Source organism: Micrococcus sp. PSi08 (assembly GCF_054960655.1).
Window position 1 is genome coordinate 1 of the sequence record NZ_JBHNYP010000032.1, and the last position, 26,632, is coordinate 26,632.

Annotated in this window: 26 protein-coding genes; 19 read left to right on the forward strand and 7 right to left on the reverse strand. The window is 75.5% G+C overall.

The features are described from left to right. Positions 1-94: 94 nt before the first annotated feature. Positions 95-1,813 (reverse strand): phosphoglucomutase (alpha-D-glucose-1,6-bisphosphate-dependent), encoded by a 1,719-nt coding sequence (gene pgm, locus ACFI33_RS10405; protein ID WP_049144904.1) that lies wholly within the window; start codon positions 1,811-1,813, stop codon positions 95-97. 67 nt (positions 1,814-1,880) lie between these two features. Next, on the reverse strand, positions 1,881-2,309 hold the full coding sequence (locus ACFI33_RS10410; RefSeq protein WP_049144905.1) for a Fur family transcriptional regulator: 429 nt from the start codon (positions 2,307-2,309) through the stop codon (positions 1,881-1,883). 161 nt (positions 2,310-2,470) lie between these two features. On the opposite strand from ACFI33_RS10410, the gene ACFI33_RS10415 reads away from it, so the two are divergent. From ACFI33_RS10415 to ACFI33_RS10425, 3 genes are all read left to right on the forward strand, one after another. After that, entirely contained in the window at positions 2,471-3,589 is a 1,119-nt protein-coding gene (locus ACFI33_RS10415; protein WP_336574621.1) for an acyl-CoA dehydrogenase family protein, read from the forward strand. Next, complete coding sequence (locus ACFI33_RS10420) at positions 3,586-5,709, forward strand: PIG-L family deacetylase (protein ID WP_049144909.1); 2,124 nt, start codon at positions 3,586-3,588, stop codon at positions 5,707-5,709. The genes ACFI33_RS10415 and ACFI33_RS10420 overlap by 4 nt, the downstream gene beginning before the upstream one ends. A gap of 97 nt (positions 5,710-5,806) precedes the next feature. After that, positions 5,807-6,376 carry a DUF4190 domain-containing protein gene (locus ACFI33_RS10425; protein ID WP_010079686.1) on the forward strand — a complete coding sequence of 190 codons (570 nt, stop codon included), beginning with the start codon at positions 5,807-5,809 and terminating at the stop codon, positions 6,374-6,376. A 9-nt stretch (positions 6,377-6,385) separates the two neighbouring features. On the opposite strand, the gene ACFI33_RS10430 is transcribed toward ACFI33_RS10425, so the two are convergent. Beyond that, positions 6,386-7,897 (reverse strand): amidase, encoded by a 1,512-nt coding sequence (locus ACFI33_RS10430; RefSeq protein WP_336574619.1) that lies wholly within the window; start codon positions 7,895-7,897, stop codon positions 6,386-6,388. A gap of 83 nt (positions 7,898-7,980) precedes the next feature. On the opposite strand from ACFI33_RS10430, the gene ACFI33_RS10435 reads away from it, so the two are divergent. Further along, positions 7,981-8,307, forward strand: a complete 327-nt coding sequence (locus ACFI33_RS10435; RefSeq protein ID WP_002858251.1) for a rhodanese-like domain-containing protein — start codon at positions 7,981-7,983, stop codon at positions 8,305-8,307. Then, positions 8,304-9,254: a prephenate dehydratase gene (gene pheA / locus ACFI33_RS10440; protein WP_036316234.1), complete on the forward strand. Its 951-nt coding sequence runs from the start codon at positions 8,304-8,306 to the stop codon at positions 9,252-9,254. The genes ACFI33_RS10435 and pheA overlap by 4 nt, the downstream gene beginning before the upstream one ends. 247 nt (positions 9,255-9,501) lie before the next feature. Here the strand turns inward: pheA and ACFI33_RS10445 are convergent, their stop codons facing one another. Beyond that, the gene (locus tag ACFI33_RS10445; protein WP_122054846.1) at positions 9,502-10,680 is read right to left on the reverse strand and encodes a diacylglycerol/lipid kinase family protein; all 1,179 of its coding nucleotides are present in this window, start codon (positions 10,678-10,680) and stop codon (positions 9,502-9,504) included. 43 nt (positions 10,681-10,723) lie between these two features. Here ACFI33_RS10445 and serS point away from each other — a divergent pair, with 43 nt between their 5' ends. Next, on the forward strand, positions 10,724-12,007 hold the full coding sequence (serS, locus tag ACFI33_RS10450; protein ID WP_036337171.1) for a serine--tRNA ligase: 1,284 nt from the start codon (positions 10,724-10,726) through the stop codon (positions 12,005-12,007). Between the two features lie 125 nt (positions 12,008-12,132). Continuing rightward, positions 12,133-12,942, forward strand: a complete 810-nt coding sequence (locus tag ACFI33_RS10455) for an HAD family hydrolase (protein ID WP_044659867.1) — start codon at positions 12,133-12,135, stop codon at positions 12,940-12,942. Between the two features lie 27 nt (positions 12,943-12,969). On the opposite strand, the gene ACFI33_RS10460 is transcribed toward ACFI33_RS10455, so the two are convergent. Next, on the reverse strand, positions 12,970-13,599 hold the full coding sequence (locus ACFI33_RS10460; RefSeq protein WP_036337173.1) for a hypothetical protein: 630 nt from the start codon (positions 13,597-13,599) through the stop codon (positions 12,970-12,972). Between the two features lie 89 nt (positions 13,600-13,688). Beyond that, positions 13,689-14,276, reverse strand: a complete 588-nt coding sequence (locus ACFI33_RS10465) for an inorganic diphosphatase (protein WP_049145347.1) — start codon at positions 14,274-14,276, stop codon at positions 13,689-13,691. A 220-nt stretch (positions 14,277-14,496) separates the two neighbouring features. Between ACFI33_RS10465 and ACFI33_RS10470 the strand changes: the two genes are divergently transcribed. The 4 genes from ACFI33_RS10470 to hpt are packed head-to-tail and all read left to right on the forward strand — an operon-like array spanning position 14,497 to position 18,861. Beyond that, positions 14,497-15,807 (forward strand): D-alanyl-D-alanine carboxypeptidase, encoded by a 1,311-nt coding sequence (locus ACFI33_RS10470; RefSeq protein WP_230956194.1) that lies wholly within the window; start codon positions 14,497-14,499, stop codon positions 15,805-15,807. A gap of 34 nt (positions 15,808-15,841) precedes the next feature. Beyond that, complete coding sequence (locus tag ACFI33_RS10475; protein ID WP_020625286.1) at positions 15,842-17,074, forward strand: zinc-dependent metalloprotease; 1,233 nt, start codon at positions 15,842-15,844, stop codon at positions 17,072-17,074. Further along, positions 17,061-18,260: a tRNA lysidine(34) synthetase TilS gene (tilS, locus tag ACFI33_RS10480; RefSeq protein ID WP_336574613.1), complete on the forward strand. Its 1,200-nt coding sequence runs from the start codon at positions 17,061-17,063 to the stop codon at positions 18,258-18,260. The genes ACFI33_RS10475 and tilS overlap by 14 nt, the downstream gene beginning before the upstream one ends. Positions 18,261-18,309: 49 nt before the next feature. Next, complete coding sequence (gene hpt / locus ACFI33_RS10485) at positions 18,310-18,861, forward strand: hypoxanthine phosphoribosyltransferase (protein WP_044659872.1); 552 nt, start codon at positions 18,310-18,312, stop codon at positions 18,859-18,861. A 41-nt stretch (positions 18,862-18,902) separates the two neighbouring features. Here hpt and ACFI33_RS10490 read toward each other — a convergent pair whose 3' ends face one another. Further along, the gene (locus ACFI33_RS10490) at positions 18,903-19,967 is read right to left on the reverse strand and encodes a type IV toxin-antitoxin system AbiEi family antitoxin domain-containing protein (RefSeq protein WP_127445886.1); all 1,065 of its coding nucleotides are present in this window, start codon (positions 19,965-19,967) and stop codon (positions 18,903-18,905) included. Positions 19,968-20,362: 395 nt separating this feature from the next. Here ACFI33_RS10490 and ftsH point away from each other — a divergent pair, with 395 nt between their 5' ends. The 8 genes from ftsH to ACFI33_RS10530 all read left to right on the forward strand — a co-directional run. Further along, positions 20,363-22,453: an ATP-dependent zinc metalloprotease FtsH gene (ftsH, locus tag ACFI33_RS10495; protein WP_127435126.1), complete on the forward strand. Its 2,091-nt coding sequence runs from the start codon at positions 20,363-20,365 to the stop codon at positions 22,451-22,453. A 17-nt stretch (positions 22,454-22,470) separates the two neighbouring features. Further along, positions 22,471-23,091, forward strand: a complete 621-nt coding sequence (folE, locus tag ACFI33_RS10500) for a GTP cyclohydrolase I FolE (protein WP_010079671.1) — start codon at positions 22,471-22,473, stop codon at positions 23,089-23,091. 26 nt (positions 23,092-23,117) lie between these two features. Continuing rightward, positions 23,118-24,032, forward strand: coding sequence for a dihydropteroate synthase (gene folP, locus ACFI33_RS10505; RefSeq protein ID WP_336574609.1), 915 nt, complete (start codon positions 23,118-23,120; stop codon positions 24,030-24,032). Continuing rightward, positions 24,029-24,409, forward strand: coding sequence for a dihydroneopterin aldolase (gene folB / locus ACFI33_RS10510; protein WP_036337193.1), 381 nt, complete (start codon positions 24,029-24,031; stop codon positions 24,407-24,409). Before folP ends, folB begins: the two co-directional genes overlap by 4 nt. Continuing rightward, complete coding sequence (gene folK, locus ACFI33_RS10515) at positions 24,406-25,050, forward strand: 2-amino-4-hydroxy-6-hydroxymethyldihydropteridine diphosphokinase (RefSeq protein ID WP_036337194.1); 645 nt, start codon at positions 24,406-24,408, stop codon at positions 25,048-25,050. The genes folB and folK overlap by 4 nt, the downstream gene beginning before the upstream one ends. Further along, positions 25,047-25,574: a DUF3180 domain-containing protein gene (locus ACFI33_RS10520; RefSeq protein ID WP_036337195.1), complete on the forward strand. Its 528-nt coding sequence runs from the start codon at positions 25,047-25,049 to the stop codon at positions 25,572-25,574. The genes folK and ACFI33_RS10520 overlap by 4 nt, the downstream gene beginning before the upstream one ends. Next, positions 25,555-26,067 carry a PH domain-containing protein gene (locus ACFI33_RS10525; protein WP_020625296.1) on the forward strand — a complete coding sequence of 171 codons (513 nt, stop codon included), beginning with the start codon at positions 25,555-25,557 and terminating at the stop codon, positions 26,065-26,067. The genes ACFI33_RS10520 and ACFI33_RS10525 overlap by 20 nt, the downstream gene beginning before the upstream one ends. Further along, on the forward strand, positions 26,064-26,632 hold a 569-nt coding region (locus tag ACFI33_RS10530), incomplete at its 3' end, for a PH domain-containing protein (RefSeq protein WP_462624000.1). The genes ACFI33_RS10525 and ACFI33_RS10530, both read left to right, overlap by 4 nt.

Consider the following 26,632-nt stretch of genomic DNA (forward strand, 5'->3'; position numbering starts at 1 on the left):
GGTGCGGGAACCGGCGCGCGCGCCCGGCCGTTTCCCGAACGAAAGCGGTGCGACACGCCGCCGTTTCCCGAACGAAAGCGGACGGGGGCGGGTGTCAGCCGATGACCGCGTCCACCAGCCGCTGCGCCTCCGCCTGCACCTGCGTCAGGTGCTCGGGGCCGCGGAAGGACTCCGCGTAGATCTTGTAGACGTCCTCGGTGCCGGAGGGCCGCGCCGCGAACCACGCGTGCTGCGTGACCACCTTGAGCCCGCCGATCGGGGCGTCGTTGCCCGGGGCGTTGGTCAGCGTCGCGAGGATGGTCTCGCCGGCCAGCTCGGTCACGGGGACGTCGTCGGGGGAGAGGGTCTTCAGCTTCGCCTTCTGCTCGGCGGTCGCGGGGGCGTCGATGCGCGCGTACGCCGGGTCGCCGTGCAGGGCCACGAGGTCGCGGTACCGCTCGGACGGGGACTGGCCCGTCACGGCGATGATCTCCGCGGCCAGCAGGCACAGCAGCAGCCCATCCTTGTCCGTGGACCACGGGCTGCCGTCGAACTGCACGAAGGACGCGCCCGCGGACTCCTCGCCGCCGAACACACCGGTGCCCGTCAGCAGGCCCGGCACGAACCACTTGAAGCCCACCGGCACCTCCACGAGCTCGCGGCCCAGGTCCCCGGCCACGCGGTCGATCATCGAGGAGCTCACCAGGGTCTTGCCCACGCCCGCGCTCTGGGGCCACTGCTCGCGGTGGCGGTACAGGTAGTCGATGGCCACGGCGAGGTAGTGGTTCGGGTTCATCAGCCCGCCGTCGGGGGTGACGATCCCGTGCCGGTCCGCGTCGGCGTCGTTGCCGGTGGCGACGTCGAAGGGCGCCTGCCCGTCCGCGTCCGGGGTCATCCGCTCGATCAGCGAGGCCATCGCGTTCGGCGACGAGCAGTCCATGCGGATCTTGCCGTCCCAGTCCAGGGTCATGAACCCGAACCGCGGGTCCACCTCCGGGTTCACCACGGTCAGATCCAGCCCGTGGCGGTCGGCGATCTCGCCCCAGTACGCCACGGACGCCCCGCCCATGGGGTCGGCGCCGATGCGCACGCCCGCCTCGCGGATCGCCTCCACGTCGATCACCTGCGGCAGATCGGACACGTACCGGTCCAGGAAGTCGAAGCCGCCCAGCTTCGCGTGGCCGGCGACGTCGGCGCTCGCCACCCGGTGCACGCCCGCCAGCCCGGCGGCGAGCAGCTCGTTGGCGCGGTCGGCGATCCACGTGGTCGCCTCGGTGTCCGCGGGGCCGCCGTGGGGTGGGTTGTACTTGAAGCCGCCGTCCGCGGGCGGGTTGTGCGAGGGGGTGATCACGAGGCCGTCCACGAGGCCGGCGTTGTCCCCGTCCACCGCGAAGCCCGACGGCGACAGCTCGCGCCCGGCGTTCAGGTGCAGGATCGCGTGGGAGACGGCGGGGGTGGGCGTGTAGCCGCCGCGGGAGTCGACGAGCACCTCGACGTCGTTGCCCAGCAGCACCTCGACGGCGGTGTCCTGCGCGGGCCCGGACAGGGCGTGCGTGTCCCTGCCGACGAGGACCGGCCCCGTGATCCCGTGGTGCGCGCGGTACTCGACCACGGCCTGCGTGATGGCGGCGATGTGGTCGTCGTTGAACGAGGTCGTGAACGCGGAGCCGCGGTGGCCGGAGGTGCCGAACACGACCTTCTGCGCCGGGTCCGTCACGTCCGGGTGACCGGTGCGGTACGCCTCCAGGAGGGCGTCGACGTCGATGAGGTCCTGCGGCAGGGCGGGGGTGCCGGGACGCTCGGCGGCGGGCAGGGCGGCGGTGTTCTCGGTCATGTGCCACACCTTGGCACGGGCGGGCGGACGGGGGAAGACGCGCGGCCCAGCGGGACGACGGCGGCGGTCACTCCCGGCAGCCGGCGCACAGCCCCCAGTAGTAGACCTCGGCCTCGTCGACCGCGAAGCCGTGGTCCTCGGGGGCGTCGAGGCACGGGGCGGAGCCGGTGCGGCACGGCACGTCCACGACCGTGCCGCAGCCGCGGCACACGAGGTGGTGGTGGTTGTCGCCCGTGCAGATCTCGTAGCGGGCCGGAGAGCCGGCGGGCTGCAGGGAGCGCACGAGCCCGGCCTCGGCGAGCGCGTGGAGGCAGTCGTAGACGGCCTGGTGCGAGGTGCCGGGCAGGGCCCGACGCACGGCGGCCAGCACGGTGGACGCGTCCGCGTGGGGGTGGTCGGCGAGGGCGGTCAGCACCGCCAGGCGGGGCCGGGTCACGCGCAGGCCGACGCCACGCAGCAGCGTGCGCTCGTCCTCGTCCCGCGTCGTGGTCTCCATGCCAGTCGATCCCATCCGGTTCTCTGGAACATGTCAAGAAAGAGCGGGCCGCTTCGCCCCCGGCGCACCGGCCATTCCCCGCCGTGCCCGTGCTGACTACGGTGAATCCTCGACCCCGGGGCGCACCGGCCCGGGCGCCGTCGACGAGGAGGTCCCCACCCATGGCCCAGCCCGAGCCCGTCCGTCTCGTCCCGGGTGGAGCCGTGGACCGCCCGGCCGAGCAGGCCCTCCTCGCGGCCGCCGCGGCCTGCGACGGGGACGTCGACGCGATGGTCGAGCTGCTCCGTGCGGCGTCCGGCGCCGCGTCCGACGAAGACGCCGCCCCGCTCGACCTGCCGCTGACCGGCGCGGGGCGCACCCGGGAGCAGTGGGAGCTGCTCGCCTCCGTCGCCGCGCAGGACCTCTCGGCCGCCCGCGTGCTCGAGCCCCATCTGGACGCGCTCTCGATCCTGTCCCAGGCCGGCGTCCCCGCCCCGGCCGGGCTGCTCGGCGTCTACGCCTCCGAGTCCGGCGGCCGCACCCCCGCCCTGCGCCCCGTCCCGGATGGCCCCGACACCGCCTGGCTGCTCGACGGCGAGAAGCCGTGGTGTTCGCTCGCGGACCGGTGCGCGGCCGCCGTCGTGACCGGCCGGGAGGCGGACGGCACCCGCCGCGCCCTGCTCGTGGACCTGTCCCACCCCGGCGTCGCCGAGACCGACTCGGCCTGGCCCGCGCTCGGCCTCGCCCCGATCCGCACGGTGGGCCTGGCCTTCGACGCCGTCCCCGGCAGCGCCGTCGGCGGCGCCGAGTGGTACCTGCGCCGGCCCGGCTTCGCATGGGGCGGCATCGGCGTGGCGGCGGTGTGGTTCGGCGGCGCCGTCGGCATCGCCCGCACCCTGCGGAACGCCACCGCCGCCCGCGCGGCCGCCGAGGCCGAGGGCCGCGGACCGGGCCCGGACCAGATCGGCCAGGCGGCGCTCGGCCGCGTCGACCGGCTGCTCCATGCGATGGCCGCCCTGCTCGCCCGTGCCGCCGACGACGTGGACGCCGGCCGCTTGGACCACGGCCGCGGCATGGTCGAGGCCGACCGGATCCGCGGCACCGTGGCGCAGCTGTGCACCGAGGTGATGGACGTCGTCGGGCAGGCCACCGGCCCCGGCCCGCTCACCGGCAGCGCCGCGCACGCCCGCGCCGTCGCCGACCTGCAGGTCTACCTGCGCCAGCACCACGGACACCGCGACGACACCCGGCTGGGCGCCGCGCTCCTGACCGGCGAGACCGACGGCGGCTGGACGTGGTGAGCTTCTCCCACACCGACGACGGCACGTCCGAGGCGGCCTGGGCCGAGGGCGGCGTCGGCGAGCTGCCGGAGCTGCGCCTGCCCGTCTGGGACGCGCAGACGCTGCTGCTCGTGGCCGTGGCGCACCCGGACGACGAGACCCTCGCCGCCACCGGCCTGATCCGCTCCGCCCTGCGCGGCGGGGCACGCGTGCACGTGCTGGTCGCCACCGCCGGCGAGGCCTCCCACCCGCACTCGCCCACGCACACGCCCGAGGACCTGGTCCGGCTGCGCCGGGACGAGATGGAGCACGCCCTCGACGCCCTCGCCGCCGGCCTGCCCGCCTCCGCAGGCCCCGGCTCTCCGGCGCGGGACCGGCTGACGTGGGCGTCCCTGGCCCTGCCCGACTCCGGCGTGGCCGAGCACGAGGACGCCGTGCGCGACGCCGTCGCCGCGGCCCTCGACGCCCACCCCGGCCCCGCCGTGCTCGCCTCCCACGACCCCGGCGACGGCCACGCGGACCACGAGGCCGTGGGCCGCGCCGTCGGCGCGGTCGCGGGCGAGTGCGACCTGCCGCTCTACGCCTTCCCCATCTGGTTCTGGCACTGGGCCGACCCGGCCGACCTGCCCGCCCGCCGCTACCGACGGCTGCCGCTCACCGACGACGACCGGGCCGCCCGCCGTGCCGCCCTCGACGCGCACGCCTCCCAGGTCCGGCCCCTCTCCGACGCGCCCGGTGACGAGGCGATCCTCGGCCCCGCCGTGCTCGCCCACCACGAGCGCCCGTTCGAGGCCCACCGCGTCTCCGGCCCCGACGACGCCGACGCCCACCGGGCCGCCGCCGTCTTCGACCGGCTCTACCGGGCCCAGGAGGACCCGTGGCGCTACCTCAGCTCGTCGTACGAGGCCCGCAAGCGGGCGCTCACCCTCGCCGCCCTGCCCCGGCCCCGCTACGGGACCGTGGTGGAGGCGGGCGCGTCCATCGGCGTGCTCACCGCGGACGTGGCCGCGCGCGCGGACCGCGTGGTCGGCCTCGAGGCGTCCCCCACCGCCGTCGAGCGCGCCGCCGCCCGGCTGTCCGGCGCGCCGCACGCCGAGGTGCGCCGCGCCGTGCTGCCCGCGGACTGGCCGGCCGACGTCGCCGGCGCGGACCTCGTGATCGCCTCTGAGATCGGCTACTTCCTGCAGCCCGAGGAGCTCGACGCGCTGATCGACGATGCCGACGCCGCGCTCGCCCCCGGCGGCGAGCTGCTGCTGTGCCACTGGCGCCACCCCATCGAGGGCTGGCCGCTGGACGGGGACGCCGTGCACGCGCGCGTCGCCGCCGACCCGCGCTGGCGGCTGCGCACCGAGCTCGTGGAGGACGACTTCCGGCTCAGCCTCCACGTGCGGGCCGCCGCCGCGACCCACGCCGTCGTCGTGGTGCCCGCCAAGGACGAGCAGGAGCGGCTGCCGGCCGCGCTCGCGGCCCTCGCCGCCGCCCTGGACCGCTGGGAGGAGCACCACGCGCAGGGCACGGCCGCGGTCGTGGTCGCCGCGGACCGCTGCGACGACGCCACGGTGGCCGCCGCCCTCGAGGCCCGCGCCGCCGACCCGCGCATCCACGTCCTCGAACTGGGGGAGCCGACCGCCGGGCAGGCTGGCGTCGGGCGGGCCCGCCTCGAGGGCGCCCGCCGGGCCCGCGCGCTGTTCCCCGACGTGCCCGCCGAGCGCCTCTGGCTCGCCTCCACCGACGCGGACAGCCGCGTTCCCGCCGACTGGCTGCTGGCGCAGACCGTGGCCGCCGGCCGCGACGAGGCGCTCGTGCTGGGCACGGTGGACGTGCGCCAGGGACCGCTGCGGCAGGCCTGGCTCCGCGGCTACCGGCACGAGGAGGGGCACGCGCACGTGCACGGGGCGAACTTGGGGCTGCCGTGGTCGCTCTACGAGGCCGTGGGCGGATTCCCGCCGGTGGCCGAGCACGAGGACGTCGGCCTGGCCGAGGCCGTGCGGGCCCTGGCGGGGGAGCGCGACGGTGGTGAGGGCCGCCGGGTGCGCGTGATCGCCACCGACACCACCCGCGTGCTCACCTCGTCCCGCCTGGAGGGGCGGACCCCCGGCGGGTTCTCCGGGTACCTCAAGGCGGTGGGCCGGCCCGGGTGAGGCCGGCCGTGGAGCAGGGGTGCGGGGCCGGGCCGGGTCCGGGGGCACCGCCTAGACTCGGCACCGGACCGCGACGCCCCGAACCGGAAGGACCGTCATGACCGACCCCCACGCCTCCCACGACCCGCGCCGTGAGGCCGCCCGGCCGAGCTGGTACGGGTCCGAGGCCGGTGCGGGCTCCTCCGGCACCGGCTCCTCCGCCGCCGGCTGGCCCGACGCCCCGGCCGGCGACGCCGACCGCGCCGCCTGGGACCGGGCCCCCTCGTACGCCGAGCAGGAGGGGCAGACCCGCCCCGCCTACGGGCAGCCGTACGGCTACGGCCAGGACGCGAACACCGTCCCCGCCTACGGCTACGGGCAGGGCACGCCCGGCCACGGCTTCGGAGCCCCGCTGCAGCCCGGCCAGACCGACGGCGTCGGCCGCTCGGTGGCGTCCATGATCCTCGGCATCATCTCCGTGGTGGGCGGGTTCACGTTCCTCCTCCCGCCGATCGTGGGCGTGGTCCTCGGCCACATCGGCCTCAAGCGCGAGCCCCACGGCCGCGGCATGGCGATCGCCGGCCTCGTGATGAACTACGTGTCCCTCGCCCTGCTGCTGCTCGCCGTCGTGTTCCTCGTGATCCTGGTGATCGCCGGGATCTCCCTGGGCGACTACACCTCGACCTGACCGGCCGGCTCAGCCGGCCAGCAGCAGCTCGAGATGTGCGGCCAGGGCGAGCAGGGGCGCGGACGTGCCGGGCCGACCGATGAGCTGGACGGACCAGTTCAGGCCCCGCTCGTCCCGGAGCACGGGCACCGCGACCGCGGGCAGGCCGAGCACGTTGACCATCGAGGTGTAGGGCGTGAACGCGCACTGCGCCTCGTAGTTGGCCTCGGGCTCCATCGCCAGGAAGTGGCCGACCGGCGGGGGCGCGGTGGCCAGCACCGGGGTCATCACCACGTCGACGGCGGCGAACTGCGCCCGCACCCCGCGCGCCCACTCCTCGAGCCGGTGGGCGGCGTCGTCGAGCTCGGCGCGCCCTGCGGCCCGGGCCGTGCGCAGGAAGTGCGCGGCCACCGCGCCCACGTGGGCCTCGGCGTCCTCCGGCAGCGGCGCCCGGAGCAGTCCTGCGGTCCACACCGTGCGGAAGTCCCGGTGGTAGTCCTCGCCGTAGTAGGGGGAGAGGTCCTCGACCGCGTGGCCGCCCGCGTCCAGGGCGGCGGCGGCCTTCGTCAGGGCGGTGACGGCGGGCCGGGCCAGGGAGATCTCCAGGTCGGGGGCGAACGGCGAGGCCGTGGTGACGCCGATCCGGCGGACGTCGACGGCGTCCCCGGCCCGGGCGGTCTCCACGGTGCGGCGCAGGTCCGACAGCACCCGGCCGGGCAGGCCCTCGGGGGTGAGCATCACGTCGTAGAGCAGGGCGGCGTCCTCGACCGTGTGGGCCAGCGGGCCCGACACCGTGAGGTTGCGGACCGTGTCCGCGTGCTCGTCCATTGGCAGCTCCCCGCGACCGGGCTTGAGGCCCACGAGCCCGCACGCCGCGGCGGGGATGCGGATGGACCCGCCCCCGTCCGAGCCCGGGGCGAACGGCAGGATCCCCGCGGCGACGGCGGCCGCGGCCCCACCCGAGGAGCCACCCGCGGTGCGGGCGGGGTCCAGGGGGTTGCGGGCCGGCGCCGTGACGAGGTTCTCCGAGTAGGAGTCCAGGCCGAACTCGGGCACGGTCGTCTTGCCGAGGGTGACGGTGCCGGCCCCGCGCAGGCGGAGCGCGAGCGGGTCGTCCTGCGCGGCCGGCGGCGCGTCGGCCAGCAGGGCGGAGCCGAACCGCGTGGGCATCCCGCGCACGTCGATCAGGTCCTTGTACGCCAGCGGAAGGCCGTGCAGGGAGGCGGGGGCGCCGTCGTCGTCCGGGGCGGGGGAGGTGTGCGGACCGGGCACGGCCCGGGGCGCGACGCGCGGGTGGGCCGCGTCCAGCTCGGCCGCACGGGTCCGGGCCCCCTCGGCGTCGAGGAGGGCGAACGCGCCGAGGTCCGCGTGGGCCTGGGCCGCGGCGAGGGCGGCCTCCGTGACCTCCCGGGCGCTCAGCTCCCCGGCGGCGAGGTCCTCCCGCAGGCGCACGGCCGAGCGGTCCAGGAGCCGGGCTGGGCCGGGGGCAGAGGGGGTGCGGTCGTCGTCGTCGGCGGCGGGTGCGGCGTCGGAGGTCTGCATGCGGCCGAGCCTAACGGGCGTGGCCCGGGTCATGGACGGCGGGGCCTTCCTGGGACGTCCGGGCGGGTGGCTACGCTGAAGCCATGAGCGCCTTCGAGACCGTCGATGTGAACGAGATCCCCGCCGATGCAACCATCCTGGACGTCCGCGAGGACGACGAGTGGGCCCTGGGCCGCGCCGCCGGCGCCCAGCACATCCCGCTGGGCCAGCTGCCGGACCGGCTCGAGGAGCTGGACCCGGACACGGACTACTACCTGATCTGCCGCACCGGCGGCCGCTCCGCCCGCGCCGCCGAGTTCATGACCGGCCGCGGCTACTCGGCCATCAACGTGGCCGGCGGCTCCGGCGCGTGGCTCGAGGCCGGCAAGCCGATGGAGGCCGACGGCGACGCCGAGCCCACCGTCAAGTGACGGGGACGGGCTCCGCTGACGCGACGCCGTCGCGCCTGCGCTACGCCTTCCTCGGCCCGGCCGGCACCTTCACCGAGGCCGCCCTGCGCAAGGTGGCGGACCCGGCCGAGGCCGAGTTCGTGTCTGCGGGCTCCGTGCTGAGCGCCGTGGCGGCGCTGCGCAGGGGGGAGGTGGACCGCGCCGTCGTCCCCATCGAGAACTCGGTGGAGGGCGGCGTCTCCGCCACCGTGGACGAGATCGCCCTCGGGGAGACGCTGCAGATCCTCGCGGAGGTGCACGTGCCCATCAGCTTCGTGCTCGTGGGCCGGCCCGGCGTCGCGATGGAGGACGTGCGGCGCGTGACCACGCACCCCCACGCCTGGGCGCAGGTGCGCGGCTGGGCCGAGACGGCGCTGCCGGGTGTGGATTTCACGCCCGCCCCGTCGACGGCGGCCGGGGCCGGCCTCGTGGCCCAGGGCGACTTCGACGCCGCCGTGTGCGCCCCGCTCGTGGCCGAGCAGACCGGGTTGCCGGTGCTCGCCGAGCGGATCGAGGACGTGCCGGGCGCCGTGACGCGCTTCGTGCTGCTCTCCCGGCCGACGGCCCTGCCCGCGCCCACGGGAGCGGACAAGACCACGCTGGTGGTGCCGCTGCCGGAGGACCGGCCCGGCGCCCTCGGGCAGATCCTGGCCGAGTTCACCACGCGCGGGGTGAACCTCTCCCGCATCGAGTCCCGGCCGACCGGCGAGGGCATCGGGCGGTACTTCTTCTCCCTCGACCTCGAGGGGCACCTGGCGGAGGCCCGCGTGGGTGATGCGCTCGCGGCCCTGTACCGGGAGTACCCCGACCTGCGGTTCCTGGGCTCGTACGCGCAGGCCGAGCCCGTGCCCACGAGGGTGCCGGCCGAGTTCACCGACGCCGCGTATCGCTCCGGCCGCGCCTGGGTGGAGTCCCTCCGCTCCCGCTGAGGCGGTGCCGCACTTTCGTTCGGGAAACGGCGGCCCCAGGGTCACTTTCGTTCGGGAAACGGCGGCCTCGAGAGACTTTCGTCGCCGAAACGGGACGATCACCACGACGACGGGCCGTCGTCGCGCTTCCCGTCCGCGCGTCGCCCCGGCGCCCGTTTCCCGAACGAAAGTGGTGGTGAGGCGCCCGTTTCCCGAACGAAAGCGCTGGGGAAGCCGCCGTTTCCCGAACGAAAGCGGGGACGGGGGGTCAGATGTGCGGGGCCGGTTCCGGGACGGGGGCGGCGGCGGAGACGCCGTCGTCGCGGACGGAGGCGTCGTCCTCGGCCACGAGCATCACGACGAGCGAGTCCGGCCGCACCCGGGCGTCGAGGGCGGTGATGACCCCCGTGGCGTCGCCGTCGAGCTGGGAGGGCATCGGCTCGGCGAACTCGACCTTCACGCGCTGGGCCTGCTCCGTGTGCATCGCGGGGACGGAGCTGCGGTGCCGGGTCACGGTCTTCACGGCGATCCGCGCCCAGTCGAGCGCGTGCCGGGGCGAGAGGACCATGACGTCGAGGAGGCCGTCGTCGAGCTTGGCCTGGGGCAGCAGCTCGACGCCGCCCGTGAGCATCCCGCAGTTGGCCACCATCACGGTGCGCACCTTGAACCGGCGGGGCTGACCGCCGTCGAGGGCCACGGTCACCTCGTGCCGCTTGCCGCGCAGGTGCCGTATGCCGGCCTCGCTGTAGGCCAGCCAGCCGGCCAGATCCTTCAGCTCATCCTTGGTGTCGCCCATGATGTCCGCGTCGTAGCCGGCGCCACCGATCACGGTGAAGGTCTGCCGGGTGACGCGCCCGTCCTCGTGCGTGAAGCGGACGTCCACGGTGTCGATGCGTCGCTGCCGGCCCCCCACGGCGATCCGCAGGCATTGCTCGACGTCGTTGATCGGCAGGTCCAGGTTCCGGGCCAGCAGGTTCCCGGTGCCCAGCGGCACCACGCCGAGGGCGACGTCGGTGCCGGCCAGCTGCTCGGCCACGGTGCGGACCGTGCCGTCGCCGCCCGCGGCGATCACGAGCCGGGCGCCGGCGCCGAGGGCCTGCCGCGCCATCGCGGTGCCGGGATCGTCCTCCTGGGTCTCGAGCACGAGCACCTCGCCGAGGCCCTCCGCCTCCGCGAGCCGCTCGAGCTCGCGCCGCACCTGGCCCGCGTTCGTCTTGATGGGGTTCAGCACCAGCGCGACCTCGTGGCGGCCCGTGCCGATCCCGGGCACCTTCTCCAGCCGGCGCTGCACGCCGCCCACCCGCGCGTCGAGGGCGTCCACCCGGAGACGCATCCGCTTGTGCTGCACGCCGAGGCGGACCTGGCGCGCCGCCAGCACCACCACGACGACGACCAGCAGGGCCAGGAGCACCAGGGCGGCCAGCGCCATCCACCACTCGGGAGTCATGCCCCGAGTCTAGGCGTCGGCCCCGCCCGCTAGGCTGGCGCACGTGATCGACGTCAAGGACCTCATCGAGCAGCCCGAGAAGTACCGCGCCTCCCAGGAGGCCCGCGGGGAGGACGCGTCCCTCGTGGACCGCGTGGTCGAGGCGGACGCGTCCCGCCGCTCGTCCATCGCGGGCTTCGAGCAGCTGCGCGCGGAGCAGAAGGCCTTCGGCAAGCGCGTCGCCCAGGCGAAGGGCGAGGAGAAGCAGGCCCTGCTGGCCGAGGTGAAGGACCTGGCCGCGCGCGTGAAGGAGGCCGAGTCGGCCGCCGGCGCGGCCGAGGCCCGCCTCGCGGAGCTGCAGCGTGCCTTCCCGAACCTGATCGTCGACGGCGTCCCGGCTGGCGGCGAGGACGACTTCGTGGTCCTCAAGGAGGTCGGCACCCCGCGCGACTTCGCCGCCGAGGGCTTCGAGCCGCGCGACCACCTCGAGCTCGGCGAGCTGCTCGGGGCGATCGACATGGAGCGCGGCGCGAAGGTGTCCGGCGCCCGGTTCAGCTTCCTCACGGGCGTGGGCGCGCGTCTCGAGCTCGCCCTGATGCAGCTGGGCCTGGACCTGGCCCTGGAGAACGGCTTCGTGCCGGTCATCCCGCCCACCCTGGTGCGTCCGGAGACCATGCAGGGCACCGGCTTCGACGTCGAGCACGACGACGAGATCTACCGCCTCGAGCGCGACGACCTGTATCTGGTGGGCACCTCCGAGGTGGCCCTGGCCGGCTTCCACGCGGGCGAGATCATGGACGTGTCCGCCCCCGTCCGGTACGCGGGCTGGTCCACGTGCTACCGCCGCGAGGCGGGCTCGGCGGGCAAGGACACCCGCGGCATCATCCGCGTGCACCAGTTCAACAAGCTGGAGATGTTCATCTACGCCGCACAGGAGGACGCGGAGGCGGAGCACGCGCGCCTGCTGGCGTGGGAGGAACGGATGCTGGGCGCCATCGAGGTGCCGTACCGCGTGATCGACATCGCCGCCGGCGACCTCGGCCTCTCCGCCGCCCGCAAGTTCGACTGCGAGGCCTGGGTCCCCACGCAGGGCACCTATCGCGAGCTGACGTCCACCTCGAACTGCACCACGTTCCAGGCCCGCCGTCTCAACATCCGCGAGCGGGTCCGCACGGAGGACGGTTCCAAGGGCGGCACCCGCATGGTGGCCACGCTCAACGGCACCCTGGCCACCACCCGCTGGATCGTGGCGATCCTGGAGAACCACCAGAACGCGGACGGCTCGGTCACCGTGCCCGCCGCGCTGCGTCCCTACCTCGGCGGGATGGAGCGCTTCGAGCTGGTCTGAACGGACGACGTCGTCCCCCGCGGCGCCGGTCGCCTCGCCCGCCCGCCCCGCGGCGCCCCTGCGGCGCCCCTGCGGTTCACCCGCGCGTCGCCGTCGTGTCCGGGCCGTGTGGTTGGGTGGAGGTCATGACGAAGAAGCTCGTGTGCCTGGACGTGGACGGAACGATCGTGGACCATGACGGCCATCTGCATGAGCCCGTGCGCGCGGCCGTGCGGGCCGTGCTGGACGCCGGGCACCACGTGGTCATCGCGACGGGCCGCTCCCGCGCGGCCACCCTGCCCGTGGCCCGCTCCCTGGGGATCGGCGCCGGCTTCATGGTGTGCTCCAACGGCGGCGTCACGCTGCGCCTGGACCCCGAGCTGGAGGAGGGCTACGAGGTCACGGACCTGCGCACCTTCGACCCGCGCTCGGTCCTGACCCAGCTGCGCCACCGCCTGCCCAGCGCCAAGTACGCGCTCGAGCTGCCGGACGGCACCTTCCGCTCCACCGAGCGGTTCCAGGACATGTCCTTCGGCGTGGCCGCGGAGGGCGTCACGTTCGAGGAGCTCATGGACACCACGGCCGTGCGCCTCGTGGTGTTCTCCACGGACTCCTCCGCCGAGGAGTTCGGTCGCGCGGTGGAGGGCATCGGCCTGTCCGGCGTGACCTACTCCGTGGGCTGGACGGCGTGGCTCGACGTCGCCGCGGCGGGCGTGACCAAGGCCTCCGGGCTCGAGGCGCTGCGCACCGTGCTGAAGGTGGCCCCCGAGGACACCGTGGCCGTGGGCGACGGCCGCAACGACATCGAGATGCTGCGCTGGGCCGGCCGCGGCGTGGCCATGGGCCAGGCCGTGGAGGAGGTCGTGGCCGCCGCGGACGAGGTCACCGGGCACGTGGACGAGCACGGGCTCGCCACGGTGCTGCGCTCGCTCCTCGAGGAGCCGGCCGCGGCCTGAGCGGCGCGACCGGCCCGGGCCGCCGGGTCAGCCCCCCGCCAGCGTGAGCAGCCGCGCGGCGGCGGGGCGGCAGGCGTGCTCCTCGTTCCAGTAGGAGCGCTGCACCGCCTGCGAGACGGCCTGCGCCGTGATCCCGAGCGCGGCGGCCGCCGGCTTCTGCTGGCCGCGCACGCCGGGCACCAGCAGGTCCAGCACCGCCCACTCGGCGTCGGTCCGGGACCACACGAGCTGCCCGACGAGTCGCAGCACGGCCTCGGCCTCGGCGGCCGCCTCCTCGTCGCGGCCGCGCACGGCCAACGGGATCCGCGCGGTGGACACGGCCGCCGCCTCCACGGCCCGCCGCGCCGCCGCGAGACCGGGCCCGCCGGCGTCGTGCAGGTCCCCGGAGGCGGGCGCGCCCGCCGCACCGTCCGCGTGCGTCACCGTCCCGACGCCGACCCCCACGTTCCAGCGGCGCTGCCGCAGGGCGCGCAGCGCCACGTCCACGGCGACGCGCGGGTCCTCGACGGCGCCGATCAGCTCGTCGCCCACGGCGCGCTGGAACGGGAGCACGACGGCGTCGTCCAGCCCCGGCACGTCCTGGAGGGCGCGCAGGAACGTGTCCACGCGGTCGCCGGCGTCGAGGGTGTCCCGCTGGTTGATGGTGAGCACGAACATGGTGGTCGATTCTGCCAGCCCGCAGACGACGCCGGCCGCCCACCCCGAGGGGTGAGCGGCCGGCGTCGCGCGCGTGGGCGGTGCGGGGATCAGCGGCCCTGGGGCTCGTCCGTCGCCTCGCCCTCCTCGGTGGCCGGCTGTGCCTCCTCGGTGTCCACGTCGCGCCCCTGGGGCTCGTCGGTCGGGGACTCCTCGCCCTGGGCGTCGAAGCGCTGGATGGACGCCTCGAGCTCGGCCTCGGCGGCCGCGCGGCCCTCCCAGCCCTCGGCCTTGACCCACTTGCCCGGCTCCAGGTCCTTGTAGCGGGTGAAGAAGTGCTCGATCTCCTGCTTGAGGGACTCCTCCACGTGCTCGAGCTCGGTGATGTGGTCGTAGCGCTTGTCCGCCGGGACGCACAGCAGCTTGGCGTCGCCGCCGCCGTCGTCGGTCATGTTGAACACGCCGATCGGGCGGGCCTCGACGACGCAGCCCGGCACCAGGTCGAAGCCCGGCAGGTACACGAGGGCGTCCAGCGGGTCGCCGTCCTCGCCGAGGGTGTTCTCGAAGTAGCCGTAGTGCGTGGGGTACTGCATGGAGGTGAAGAGCACGCGGTCCAGGCGCAGGCGGCCGGTCTCGTGGTCGAACTCGTACTTCACGCGGGAGCCCGCGGGGATCTCGATGGTGACGTCGTGCGCCATGACTCTCCTTCGCACAGAGGGTGGGGTGTCCGGGCGGCGCGGCGTCGCCCGGCGGTGCTGCCGTCAGCCTACCGGGGGCGTCCGTCATGATGGACGCATGGGACAGGTGGACACGGGGCGCGCTGGGCGTCGGGATCGACGCACGGAACGCCCCCGGAGCCGCTCGCTCCCCGCCGTCCTCCTGGCCGCACTCGCGGCCGTCCTGGTCGCCTGCGGTCCCGTGACCGCACCGCCGGCCCCGTCGAGCGCGTCCGCCTCGTCGACGACCGCCGCGCCGACGTCATCGTCCCCGTCCGCCGGCCCCACCGCGGCCGAGGTGGCGGCCGCCGTCGAGCCGGGGCTGGAGACGTCCCCGGGCACGGTCTCCGCCGAGTTCCGCGACCTGGCCACCGGCGAGGTGCTGTACGCGCGGGACGCGGACGAGCCCGTGGCCCCCGCGTCCTCGCTCAAGGTGCTCGCCGCCGCGGCCATCGTCTCCGCCCTGGGTCCTGAGACGACCCTGCAGACCACCGTGGTGGCCCAGCCCACCGCGGACGACGCGGCCACCGAGCTGGTGCTCGTGGGCGGCGGCGACGTGCTGCTGGGCACGGGCGCCTCGGACTCGACGCACGTCTCCGGCCGCGCGGGCCTGCGCACTCTCGCGGAGCGGACCGTGGCCGGGCTGGTCGAGGACGGCGTCACCGGGCAGGTGGTGGTCAGCACGGACCTGCGGCTCTTCACGGACCGCACGGCCCTGAACCCGCGCTGGACGTCGGACATCCCGGAGAGCGGCAACATCGCGCCGGTGCAGCCGTTGGCCACCTACGGCGGCCGTGAGGCCCCCGGCACCGGGGAGGACCGCATCGAGGCCCCGGCGCAGTTCGCCGCCCTCACCTTCCAGGCCGCGCTCGACGACGCGGTGGCCGCCTCCGGCGCCGACCTCGAGGTGGGTCTGCGGGACACGATCCCGGCCACCGAGGTGCCGCGCTCCACGGTCCTCGCCGCCGCCCCCGTCGCGGCGGTGGAGTCCGCGTCCGTGGGGGAGCAGGTCGCGTACCTGCTGGCCCACTCGGAGAACCAGGTGGTCGAGGCCCTGGCCCACACGGCCGCGCCCGCCGCCGACCTGCCCGCCACCCACGAGGGCGCCACGCAGCTGCTGACGGCCACCGCCGAGGACCTCGGCGTGGACACCGCCGGGATGGCGCTCGTGGACTCCTCGGGCCTGTCCCCGGACAACCGCGTCAGCGCGGGCCAGCTGGCCGGCGTCGTGGCCGGGGTGGCCCGCACACCCGCCCTGGGCACCGTGCTGGAGGGCCTGCCGCGGCCCGGCGAGGACTCCACCCTGGGCGACCGGTTCCCGGATGCCCCCGCGCGGCAGGCCGTGGCCGCGAAGACCGGCACGCTCGACCAGACGGTCTCCCTCACCGGCACCGTCACCACGACGTCCGGGCGGGTCCTCGCGTTCAGCATCATCTGCTCGGATCTGCAGTGGAAGTTGGAGCCCGCGCGCGCGGCGGTCGATGAGGCCGTCAGCGCCGTCGCCGGGCTCTGATCCGAGGTCCGGGGCCTGTGATCTGATGGAGCCCATGAGCGACGACCACGCGACCGACCGCCCCCGCGCCGCCGCGGACGCCGAGCCGGGCGCCCCCGCCGAGCCGGGCCCCGCCGTCGCCCACCCGGTGGACTGGGCCTTCGCAGCACGGACCGCACGGTCCCTCGCCGCCGCCGGCCCCCGGTTCACGCCGCGGGAGGCGACGCGCGAGGCAGAGGGCCTGCGCGCCGCCGCGGAGGCCGCCGTGCCGCACGTCCACCGCCTGACCGGGCTCGAGGCGGCACGGGACCTGCGCGACTCGCAGGTGCTCGTGGTGGACCGCCCCACCTGGTCGCGCGCCGCCACCCAGTCCTTCGCCACCCTGCTGGACCCCACGTTCGCGCATCTGCGGGACACCCGGCCCCGCGAGCACGCCGCCGCCACCACCCGCGTCACCCGGCACGCCACCGCCCTGGAGATGGGCGGGATCCTCGCCTGGATGTCCGGGAGGATCCTCGGCCAGTACGACCCGTTCATCGCGCTGCCCGGCCCCGGGGGGACGGCGGCCGGCCCCGCCGGCGGACGCCTGCTGCTCGTGGCCCCGAACGTCGCGCAGGTGCGCGCGGAGATCAACGTGGACCCGGCGGACTTCCGCCTCTGGGTGTGCCTGCACGAGCAGACCCACCGCGTGCAGTTCGCGGCCGCGCCCTGGCTGCGCGAGCACCTGCGGGCCGAGATCACGGCGCTCACCGTCGGCCTGTTCGACAAGGCCGAGTCCCTGCCCGAGCGCCTGCGCACCGCGCTCGCGGCGGCGAACCCGCTGGGTCGGGAGGCCGACGCCGGCCGGACTGGGGCGCGGGACGGACACGACGCGCAGGACGCGGCCCCGGCCCGCCCCACGCCGGGCCTGCTCGGTGCGATCCAGGACGAGGAGGACCGGGAGCGCCTGTCCCGGCTGACGGCCGTGATGTCCCTGCTCGAGGGGCACGCGAACGTGGTGATGGACGGCGTCGACTCCTCCGTCGTGTCCTCCGTCAAGACCATCCGCCGCCGCTTCGACGAGCGCGGCGACCGCCGCTCGCCCCTGGACCGCATGCTCCGCCGCGTGCTGGGCATGGACGCGAAGATGGCCCAGTACCGCGACGGCCAGAGGTTCGTGGCCGCCGCCGTGGCCCAGCTCGGCATGGCCGGGTTCAACGTGGTCTGGGACGCCCCCGAGCTGCTGCCGAGCGAGGCCGAGCTCCACGCCCCCGAGACGTGGGTGGCGCGCATCCGTGCCCAGGCCTGAGGCGCGGGACCCGGGGCCGACGCCGGCGGGCGGGGCCGGCGGCCTGCCCGCGGTCGGCGCATGGCCGCCGCGCACCCGCTGGCCCGAGCCCCTGCACCGGGCCGTCGCGGCGGTGCGGGAGGCCCTCGCGGGCGACGGGTCCTGTCGCGCGGATGCCGGGCCGGGCCGGGCGGGGAATCGCCCCCGCGGGCTCGTCGCCCTCTCCGGCGGCGCCGACTCCCTCGCGCTCGCCGTGGCCTGCGCCGTCCTCGTGGGCACCCGGGACGGTGCGCGGCTCGGCCCGATCGGCGCGGCCGTGGTGGACCACGGGCTGCAGTCGGGCAGCGACGCGGTGGCAGCGGCCGCCGCCGACGTCGCCCGCATCCTCGGCCTGACCCCGGTCACCGTCACGCGGGTCGAGGTGGCCCGCACCGGCGACGGCCCGGAGGCCGACGCCCGGCGTGCCCGCCGGGTGGCCCTCGCCGCCGCCGCCCGAGACGCGGGGCAGGGCGCCGCCGCCCCGGGGGCGGGCGCCGCCGTCGTCCTCACCGCCCACACCGCCGACGACCAGGCCGAACAGGTCCTCCTCGGGCTCGCGCGCGGGTCCGGCACGCGGTCCCTCGCGGGGATCCCGGCGCGTGGGACGCTGCCGGGCGGGGCCGCCGTCGTCCGACCCCTGCTGGGCCTGGCCCGCGCGGACACCGAGGCGATCTGCCGCTGGGCCGGGCTGACCTGGTTCGAGGACCCGCACAACCGCGATCCCGCGCTGCTGCGTTCGCGGGTCCGCACCCGCGTGCTGCCCGCGCTCGAGGACCCCGACGCCGGTCTCGGCCCCGGTGTGCGGGCCGGGCTGGTGCGCACCGCGGCCATCGCGGCCGAGGACGCCGCGGCCCTCGACGCATGGGCCGGCGACGAGGTCACCCGGCTGCGTGTCGACCCGCCCGCCGGGGACCCGCGCGTCGTCTCCCTGGACCTGGACGCCCTGGCCGCGCTGCCCGCCGCCGTGCGCCACCGCGTGATCGCGCGCGCCGCCCGCGCCGCGGGAGGGCAGGCCCCGCCCCACGAACGGATCCTCGCGGTGGACACCCTCGTGACGGGCGCCCACGCGGGGGGCACGTCGGCCGGTCCGGTGGAGCTGCCCGGCGGGGTGGCCGCGCATCGGGCGTGTGCCAGACTGGACCTCATCCCCTGCCTTCCCGGTCCCTGACTGCGGCCCGGCCCGGCATTCCCGCACGAGCACTCACCAGGAGCGGCGCATGGACGCACAGGATGTCCAGAACGACCTCAGCCACGTCCTCATGTCCCGCGAGGACGTGCAGGGCACGATCACGGACCTGGCCCGCCAGATCGACCGCGACTACGCGGACAAGGACCTGCTCATCGTCGCCGTGCTCAAGGGCGCGGTGATGGTGGTCGCCGACCTCACCCGCGCCCTGCACTCCCACGTGGAGCTGGACTTCATGGCGGTCTCCTCCTACGGCTCCGGCACCAAGTCCTCCGGCGTGGTGCGCATCCTCAAGGACCTCGACGCGGACCTCACGGGCCGGCACGTCCTGATCGTCGAGGACATCATCGACTCCGGTCTGACCCTGTCCTGGCTCAAGGCCAACCTCGAATCCCGCGGCCCCGCCTCGGTCGAGATCTGCACCCTGCTGCGCAAGCCGGAGGCCATGAAGGTGGACATCGACGTGAAGTACGTCGGGCGGGACATCCCCAACGAGTTCGTGGTGGGCTACGGCCTGGACTACGCGGAGAAGTACCGCAACCTGGACTTCGTGGGCACCCTCGCCCCGCACGTGTACAGCTGACCGGGGGCCCGGCCCGGCGTGGCCGCCGCAGCAGCGACCTGTCACGTGAGCGGTCGCTCTGAGGTGCCATTCACGCCCCATTCCGACTCCTTGCGTGACAGGTCGCCGGCGTCCCCGAGGTGACGGCGCACCTCCACGATCACGCGCGTGAATCCGCGGCGAGCGTCGGAGGAGGACACGGTGATGTTCCGGTAGCCCCGTCGCTCGAAGGCCGCGTTGCGCTGCACGTCACGGTCGATCTGGCGATCCGCGCCGTGGTGGCCGCCGTCGTAGTGCAGGGCCACTCTCGCCTGCCGATAGCCCAGGTCCGCCGTCGCGGGGTGGTGCAGGGAGAACTCCGGGTCCCAGACCTCGAGCTGCAGTGCGGGCTCGGGGAGCCCGGCGGCCCTCAGCGCGAGCCGCAGCCGCGTCTCCTTCGGCGAGTGCGCCCCCACCCGGACCAGCGTGGCGGCGGTGCGGAGCCGTCGTCGCCGGTTGTGCGCGGACGGGCTGGTCTCGGCCGCCTGGGTCAGGGCCGCCCGGGTCCGCTCGGCGGCGCCCGGGCCGCCGGACAGCTCCGCCCGGCGGACGAGATGGTCGCCGAGGATGACGAGCTCGTCGTCGTCGAGCAGGGCGGCGAGGTCGACCCAGAGACGGGGCGGGGCGGTGACGTGCCAGGCCAGGCCGCCGATCCGCACGCGCTCCACATCCGCGGGCGGGAGCGCCGTCCGGTGGGAGGTGACGCCGGGGAGGGAGAGCTGGCCACGGTCTCGCGGGCGGCTCACGTGGACGTCGTCCCCCGCGTCCAGTCGCTCCGGCAGCCAGATCTCCCGGGCGCGGGCCGCGGTCTGGTGCGACACCACCGTGGTGGCGCGGTGCCGGGCGAGTCGCAGCAGGAGCTCGTGTTGGGTGGCCGAGAGCGGGGTGCTCCACCGGTAGGGGGAGGAGCCGGCCACGGGGCGCTCGACGGCGGCCGGGGTGGCCTCACGCCGGCGGTAGAGGCCCCGGGCGAGGCGTTCGACGTCGGAGCGACGCAGCCGGTTGCGGTCGATGCCGGCGGCCCTCGCCTGCGCGGCGGTGAAGGGGCCGTGAAGCAAGGCCGCGGGAAGCGGGGCGGGGTGACGCATGGTGCCAGCCTGGCGCGGTGGAGCGGGCGGCGTCCTGAGCCGCCGCCGGCCTGGGGAGGGATGCGGGTGCACGGGGGTCTGTGCAGGCGGGGACGCAGGGGCGCGGTCGCAGCGCCAGCGTTCCTGTCATGCGAGCGGTCGCTCTGAGGTGCGATCCACGCGCCATTCCGACCCCTCGCATTCCCGGTGGGTGCCAGGACGGTGCTGGCCGACGTCGGCGCCGGCTGACCGCCCGCGCCCTGTCCACCTGACGCGAACAGTCAGCGGACACCCGGGCGGGGCCGGTACCGTGGAGGCTTGACCCGGGCGCGACGTCGGCCCTGCGCCGGCCCCGGCTGCACGGCGGCCGCCCCGGGGAGCCCGGCCCCCGCGGCAGACCAGGAGACACTCGGACCGTGAAGAAGCTGTTCAACAAGCCCTACGTCTGGATCCTGCTGGGCCTGCTGGTCCTCGCCGTCGCGATCCCGCTGACCACGTCACAGAGCGGCCGCACCATGGTGGACACCAACGTGGGCATGGCCCTGCTGAAGGACGACAAGGCCGCGCAGGCCCGCGTGGTGGACGGGGACCAGCGCGTGGACCTCACCCTGCGTGAGCCCTACAAGCAGGACGACCGGGACCTCGGCAAGGAGGTCTACTTCTACTTCGCCACCGCGCGCGCCACGGACGTGGTCACCGCGGTGGACGACTCGGCCCTGGACGGCTACACGGACGAGCCGGTGCGGAGCAACTGGTTCCTCTCGCTGCTCGGCTTCATGGTTCCGTTCCTGCTCATCGCACTGCTGTTCTGGTTCCTGATGTCCCGCATGCAGGGCGGCGGCGGCAAGGTCATGCAGTTCGGCAAGTCCCGCGCCAAGCTGATCAACAAGGACAACCCGGACGTGCTGTTCAAGGACGTCGCGGGCGCGGACGAGGCCGTGGAGGAGCTCCAGGAGATCAAGGAGTTCCTCACCGTGCCGGACCGCTTCCGCGCCGTGGGCGCCAAGATCCCCAAGGGCGTGCTGCTCTACGGCCCGCCCGGCACGGGCAAGACCCTCCTCGCCAAGGCCGTGGCCGGTGAGGCCGGCGTGCCGTTCTACTCGATCTCCGGCTCGGACTTCGTGGAGATGTTCGTGGGCGTCGGCGCCTCGCGCGTGCGCGACCTCTTCGAGCAGGCCAAGTCCAACGCGCCCGCCATCATCTTCGTGGACGAGATCGACGCCGTCGGCCGGCACCGCGGCGCAGGCATCGGCGGCGGCAACGACGAGCGCGAGCAGACCCTGAACCAGATGCTCGTGGAGATGGACGGCTTCGACGCCTCCACGAACGTCATCATGATCGCCGCGACCAACCGCCCGGACGTCCTGGACCCGGCGCTGCTGCGCCCGGGCCGCTTCGACCGCCAGATCCCCGTGGACGCCCCGGACCTCGAGGGCCGTGCCAGGATCCTCGAGGTGCACGCGCAGGGCAAGCCGATCGCCCTGGACGTGGACCTGCGCTCCCTGGCCAAGCGCACCCCCGGCTACACGGGTGCGGACCTGGCCAACGTGATCAACGAGGCCGCGCTGCTCACGGCGCGCTCGAACAACAACGTGATCGACAACCACGCCCTGGACGAGGCCGTGGACCGCGTGATGGCCGGCCCGCAGAAGCGCACCCGCCTGATGAACGAGCACGAGCGCAAGGTCACCGCCTACCACGAGGGCGGCCACGCGCTCGTGGCGGCCGGCCTGCGCAACTCCGCCCCGGTCACCAAGATCACGATCCTGCCCCGCGGCCGCGCCCTGGGCTACACGATGGTGGTCCCGGAGGACGACAAGTACTCCGTCACCCGCAACGAGCTCCTGGACCAGCTCGCGTACGCGATGGGCGGGCGCGTGGCGGAGGAGATCGTGTTCAAGGACCCGTCCACGGGCGCCGCGAACGACATCCAGAAGGCCACGGACACGGCCCGCAAGATGGTCACCGAGTACGGCATGTCCGCCAAGGTGGGCGCCGTCAAGCTCGGCGGCGGCAGCTCCGAGCCCTTCGTGGGCGGCGCCGCCGGCGGCTCCTCCCGCGAGTACTCCGAGGAGCTGGCGTACCTGGTGGACGTCGAGGTCCGCACCCTGCTGGACCAGGCCCATGCCGAGGCCCACTGGGTGCTCACGGAGAACCGGGACGTCCTGGACCGCCTGGCCTACGAGCTGCTGGAGAAGGAGACGCTCACCCAGGAGGCCATCGCCGCCATCTTCGCGGACGTGCGCAAGCGGCCCGAGCGCGGCGTGTGGCTGGCCTCGGACGACCGGCTCCCGCAGGACATCCCGCCCGTCCGCTCCCCCTCCGAGCGCCGCTCGCGGCATGACGGCGGGCAGCAGACCCCCGTCGGCGTCGAGGGCACCACGGTGCCGGTGCGTCCGGAGGGCGCGCCGCCGTCGTCGCTGGGCGGGGACGCGGCCGGCCCCGGCCTGCCGCCGCACGGCGGCCCGAGCAACACGCCGGGCCCCGGCGAGGGACCGACCTTTTGACCGCGCAGGAGACCCGCATGACAGCCCACACCCCCGACGACGCCGTCCCCGGCACGTTCGACCCGGACTCCACCGCGGTGGACCGGCCGCGCATCGAGGCGGCGGTGCGGGAGATCCTGCTGGCGATCGGTGAGGACCCGGACCGCGAGGGCCTGGCGGACACCCCGGCGCGGGTGGCCAAGGCCTACGCGGAGTTCTTCGCGGGCCTGCACCAGAGCCCGGACCAGGTGCTCGGCACCACGTTCGACATCGCGCACGAGGAGCTCGTGCTGGTGAAGGACATCCCGTTCTACTCGACCTGCGAGCACCACCTGGTGCCGTTCCACGGCGCCGCGCACATCGGCTACATCCCCTCCGCCGAGGGCCGCGTGACGGGGCTGTCCAAGCTGGCCCGCCTCGTGGAGCTGTACGCGCGGCGTCCGCAGGTGCAGGAGCGGCTGACCACGCAGGTGGTGGAGGCGCTCATGGAGCACCTGGCCCCGCGCGGGGCGATCGTGGTGGTGGAGGCCGAGCACATGTGCATGTCCATGCGGGGTGTGCGCAAGCCGGGCGCGAAGACCGTCACCTCGGCGGTCCGCGGCCAGCTGCGGGATCCGTCCACGCGCTCGGAGGCGATGAGCCTCATCATGCACGGCTGAGGACCACCGACGGCGGAGGAGGACACGTGGACGAGAGCATCGACGCGGCGGCGCGGGAGGCGAACCGCGCCCTGCTGGGGCGGCTGCCCGAAGCCCGCACCCTGGTCATGGGCATCCTCAATGTCACCCCTGACTCGTTCTCGGACGGCGGGGAGCACGCCACCGTCCGCGCGGCTCTCGACCACGCCCGGCGCATGGTCGCGGACGGCGCGGACATCGTGGACGTGGGCGGGGAGTCCACCCGCCCCGGGGCCCGCGCCGTGCCGCCGGCCGAGGAGCAGGAGCGCATCCTGCCCGTGATCGAGGCGCTGCTGGCCGAGGACGTCGTCGTCTCCGTGGACACGCGCCACACCGCCACCGCCCGGGCCGCCCTGGCGCTGGGGCCGGTGATCGTCAACGACGTCTCCGGCCTCGCCCACGAGCCGGAGATGCCGGCGCTGATCGCCGCGTCGGGCGCGCCCTACATCCTCATGCACAACCGCGGGAACCCGCAGACCATGGACGGGCTGGCCGTCTACGAGGACACCGTCCCGGACGTCGTGTGCGAGCTGCGGGACGTGGCCGGCCGCTTCCTCGCCGCGGGCGTCGAGCCCGCGCAGCTGATCGTCGACCCGGGCCTGGGCTTCGCGAAGGCCGGCGAGCAGAACTGGGAGCTGCTGCGCGGCCTCGAGTGGCTCCGCGCCATGGGCCACCCGGTGCTCGTCGCCGCCTCCCGCAAGCGGTTCCTGGGCACCCTGCTGGCGGACGACGACGGCACCCCGGCCCCGCCCGCCGCGCGCGACGCCGCCACCGCGGCCATCTCCGCCCTCGCCGCCGCCCAGGGCGCGTGGGGCGTGCGCGTGCACGACGTGCGCGCCAGCGCCGACGCCGTCCGCACCGCCGCGGCCTGGGCCGGGGCCCACGCCCCGGGTGAGCCCGTCTCCGAGGACGTGCTGCCGTGAGCGCCCGGGACCGCATCCGCCTGGCCGGGCTGTCCGCCGTCGGGCACCACGGGGTCTTCGACCACGAGCGCCGGGACGGGCAGCCGTTCGTCACGGACGTCGTCCTCCACCTCGACGCCGGCCCCGCCGCGGCCGGCGACGACCTCGCCCGCACCGCCAACTACGCCGGGGTCGCGGACACGGTGGTCCGCCTGGTCACCGGGGAGCCGGTAGACCTGATCGAGACCCTCGCCGACCGGATCGCCCGCGCCGTCCTCGCCGAGCAGCCCGTGGTGACCGCCGTCGAGGTCACCGTGCACAAGCCGCAGGCGCCCATCCCGCACGACTTCGCGGACGCCGCCGTCACCGTGCACCGCACCCGGGAGGACCTCGCGTGAGCACCGTCGACTGGACGCACCCGGCCGAGGGCCCCGCGCCCGTCCCCGAGCTGGGCACCCGCCCGGACGCGCCCGTCCCGGCCGTGCTGGCCCTCGGCGCCAACCTGCGCGAGCCCGCGCAGACGCTCGACGCCGCCGTCGCCGCCCTGTCCGCGCTGCCGCACATCACGGACGTCCGGGCCTCGCCCCGGGCCGTCACCGCGCCCGTGGGCGGGCCGCCGGGGCAGCCCGACTACCTCAACCAGGTGGTCACCCTGCGCACGGACCTCGCGCCGTGGGAGCTGCTCGCGGTGGCGCACCGGCTCGAGCAGGACCACCATCGGCGGCGTGAGGTCCGCTGGGGCGCGCGCACCCTGGACGTGGACGTGATCGCCTACGGAGACGTGCGCAGCGACCACCCGGACCTCACCCTGCCGCACCCCCGCGCGGCCGAGCGGGCCTTCGTGCTGCTGCCGTGGCTGTGGCTCGACGCGGACGCCACGCTCGCCGGCACGCCTGTCGCCGACCTCGCCGCCGTCGCCGCGGACGCCCCCGGGGTGCGCCGTCAGGAGCCCGAGCGGCACCGGCTGCTGGCCGGCTCCGACGACGTCGTCCCGCTCCGTCCGGCACGCCCGGACGCCCTCGGGAGGGAGGCCACGTGATCGCGCTGCGCTCCGGGTGGACCCTGCTCGTGGTGCTGGTGGCCGCCGTGCTCGGCTGGCTGGCCGGGCTCGCCGCGCCGTCCCTGGGCTGGCCGGCGCCCGTGGTGGGCCGCAGCGGCCTGATCACCGTGGCCGCGGTCTCCGTGCTGTGCCTCGCGCTGGGCTGGCGGGTGCGCCGCGACCGGGAGAAGCCCGCCGCCGCGCGGATGGACCCGCTCGCCGCGGCCCGCACCCTCGTGCTCGGCCAGGCCTCCGGCTTCGCGGGAGCGGCCCTCGGCGGCTGGCACGCCGGGGTGGCGGTGCAGGTGCTGCTGCGGGCCGGCGTGGAGGCACCGACCGTGCGGGAGGCCGCCCTGCAGGCCGTCGGCGGTCTCGTCCTGCTGGTGGTGGGGCTGATCGTCGAACGGTGGTGCCGGATCCCGCCTGAGGAGGATGCGCCCGAGGGCGGTCGTGGGCAGGATGGGTCCCCGGGCCGACCGGCCCGTCCCGAGACCGAAGGAGGGTATGCCCGTGCCCGGCATTGACCTGAGCGGCGTGGCCTTCACCCCGGCCTCGCCCCGGCTGGCGACGGTGAAGCTCATCGCCACGACCATCGGCCACCTGATCTGGCTCGCCGCGTTCTCCGTGCCGCTGATCCTCAAGCTCACCGGCCCGTGGGCGGGGATGGCCGCGTGGGTCGCGTGGGGGCTGCCGGCCGTCGTCGTCGTGTCCTGGATCGTGGACCTGATCCTGATCCCGCGGCGCGTGCGCGCGATGGGCTGGGCCGAGCGCGAGGACGACGTCCTGTGGCGCGAGGGCATCCTGTTCCGCAGCGTGCATGCGGTGCCGTACGGCCGCCTGCAGTACGTGGACGTGTCGGACGGTCCGCTGCTGCGCCGGGTCGGGCTGCAGACCCTCACCCTGAAGACCGCCGCCGCGGGCGGGGACGTCACCCTGGAGGGCGTGCCCCGCGAGAGGGCCGAGGAGCTGCGCGAGGTCCTCATGGCGCGCGGCCAGGCGCGGCTGGCGGGCCTGTGAGCGCCGCCGCCCCGCCCCCCGCCGACGACGCCGGCTGGGTCCGCGTCCACCCCGCCTCGCCCTGGGTGCGGGGCTGGACCTTCCTGCTGCTGTTCCTGTTCTTCGTGGGTCGCAACGCGGTGGAGGACTTCGCGGCGGGCCGGCTCAGCGGGGAGGACGTCCCGGGCGACGGCAGCCTGCTCGTGGCCGGCGGCATCCTGCTGGGGGCCACCCTGCTGATCAGCCTCGTGTTCTTCTTCTCCTGGTGGTTCACCCGGTTCCGCTGCGGGGAGGACCGGATCGAGCTGCGCCAGGGCTGGCTCTTCCGCAGCCGCCGGCAGATGCGCTACGACCGCATCCAGGCGGTGGACCTGCAGCACCCCCTCGTGGCCCGGCTGCTCGGGCTGGCCACGGTGAAGGTCGAGGCGGCCGACGGCGGCGAGTCCGCGCTCGAGCTGTCCTTCCTGCGCCGCGCCGAGGCCGAAGCGGTGCGCCGGGAGATCCTGGACCGCGCGTCGGGGGTGCTCGGGGGAGCCGGGGGGGGGGGGGGGGGGGGGGGGGGGGGGGGGGGGGGGGGGGGGGCGGG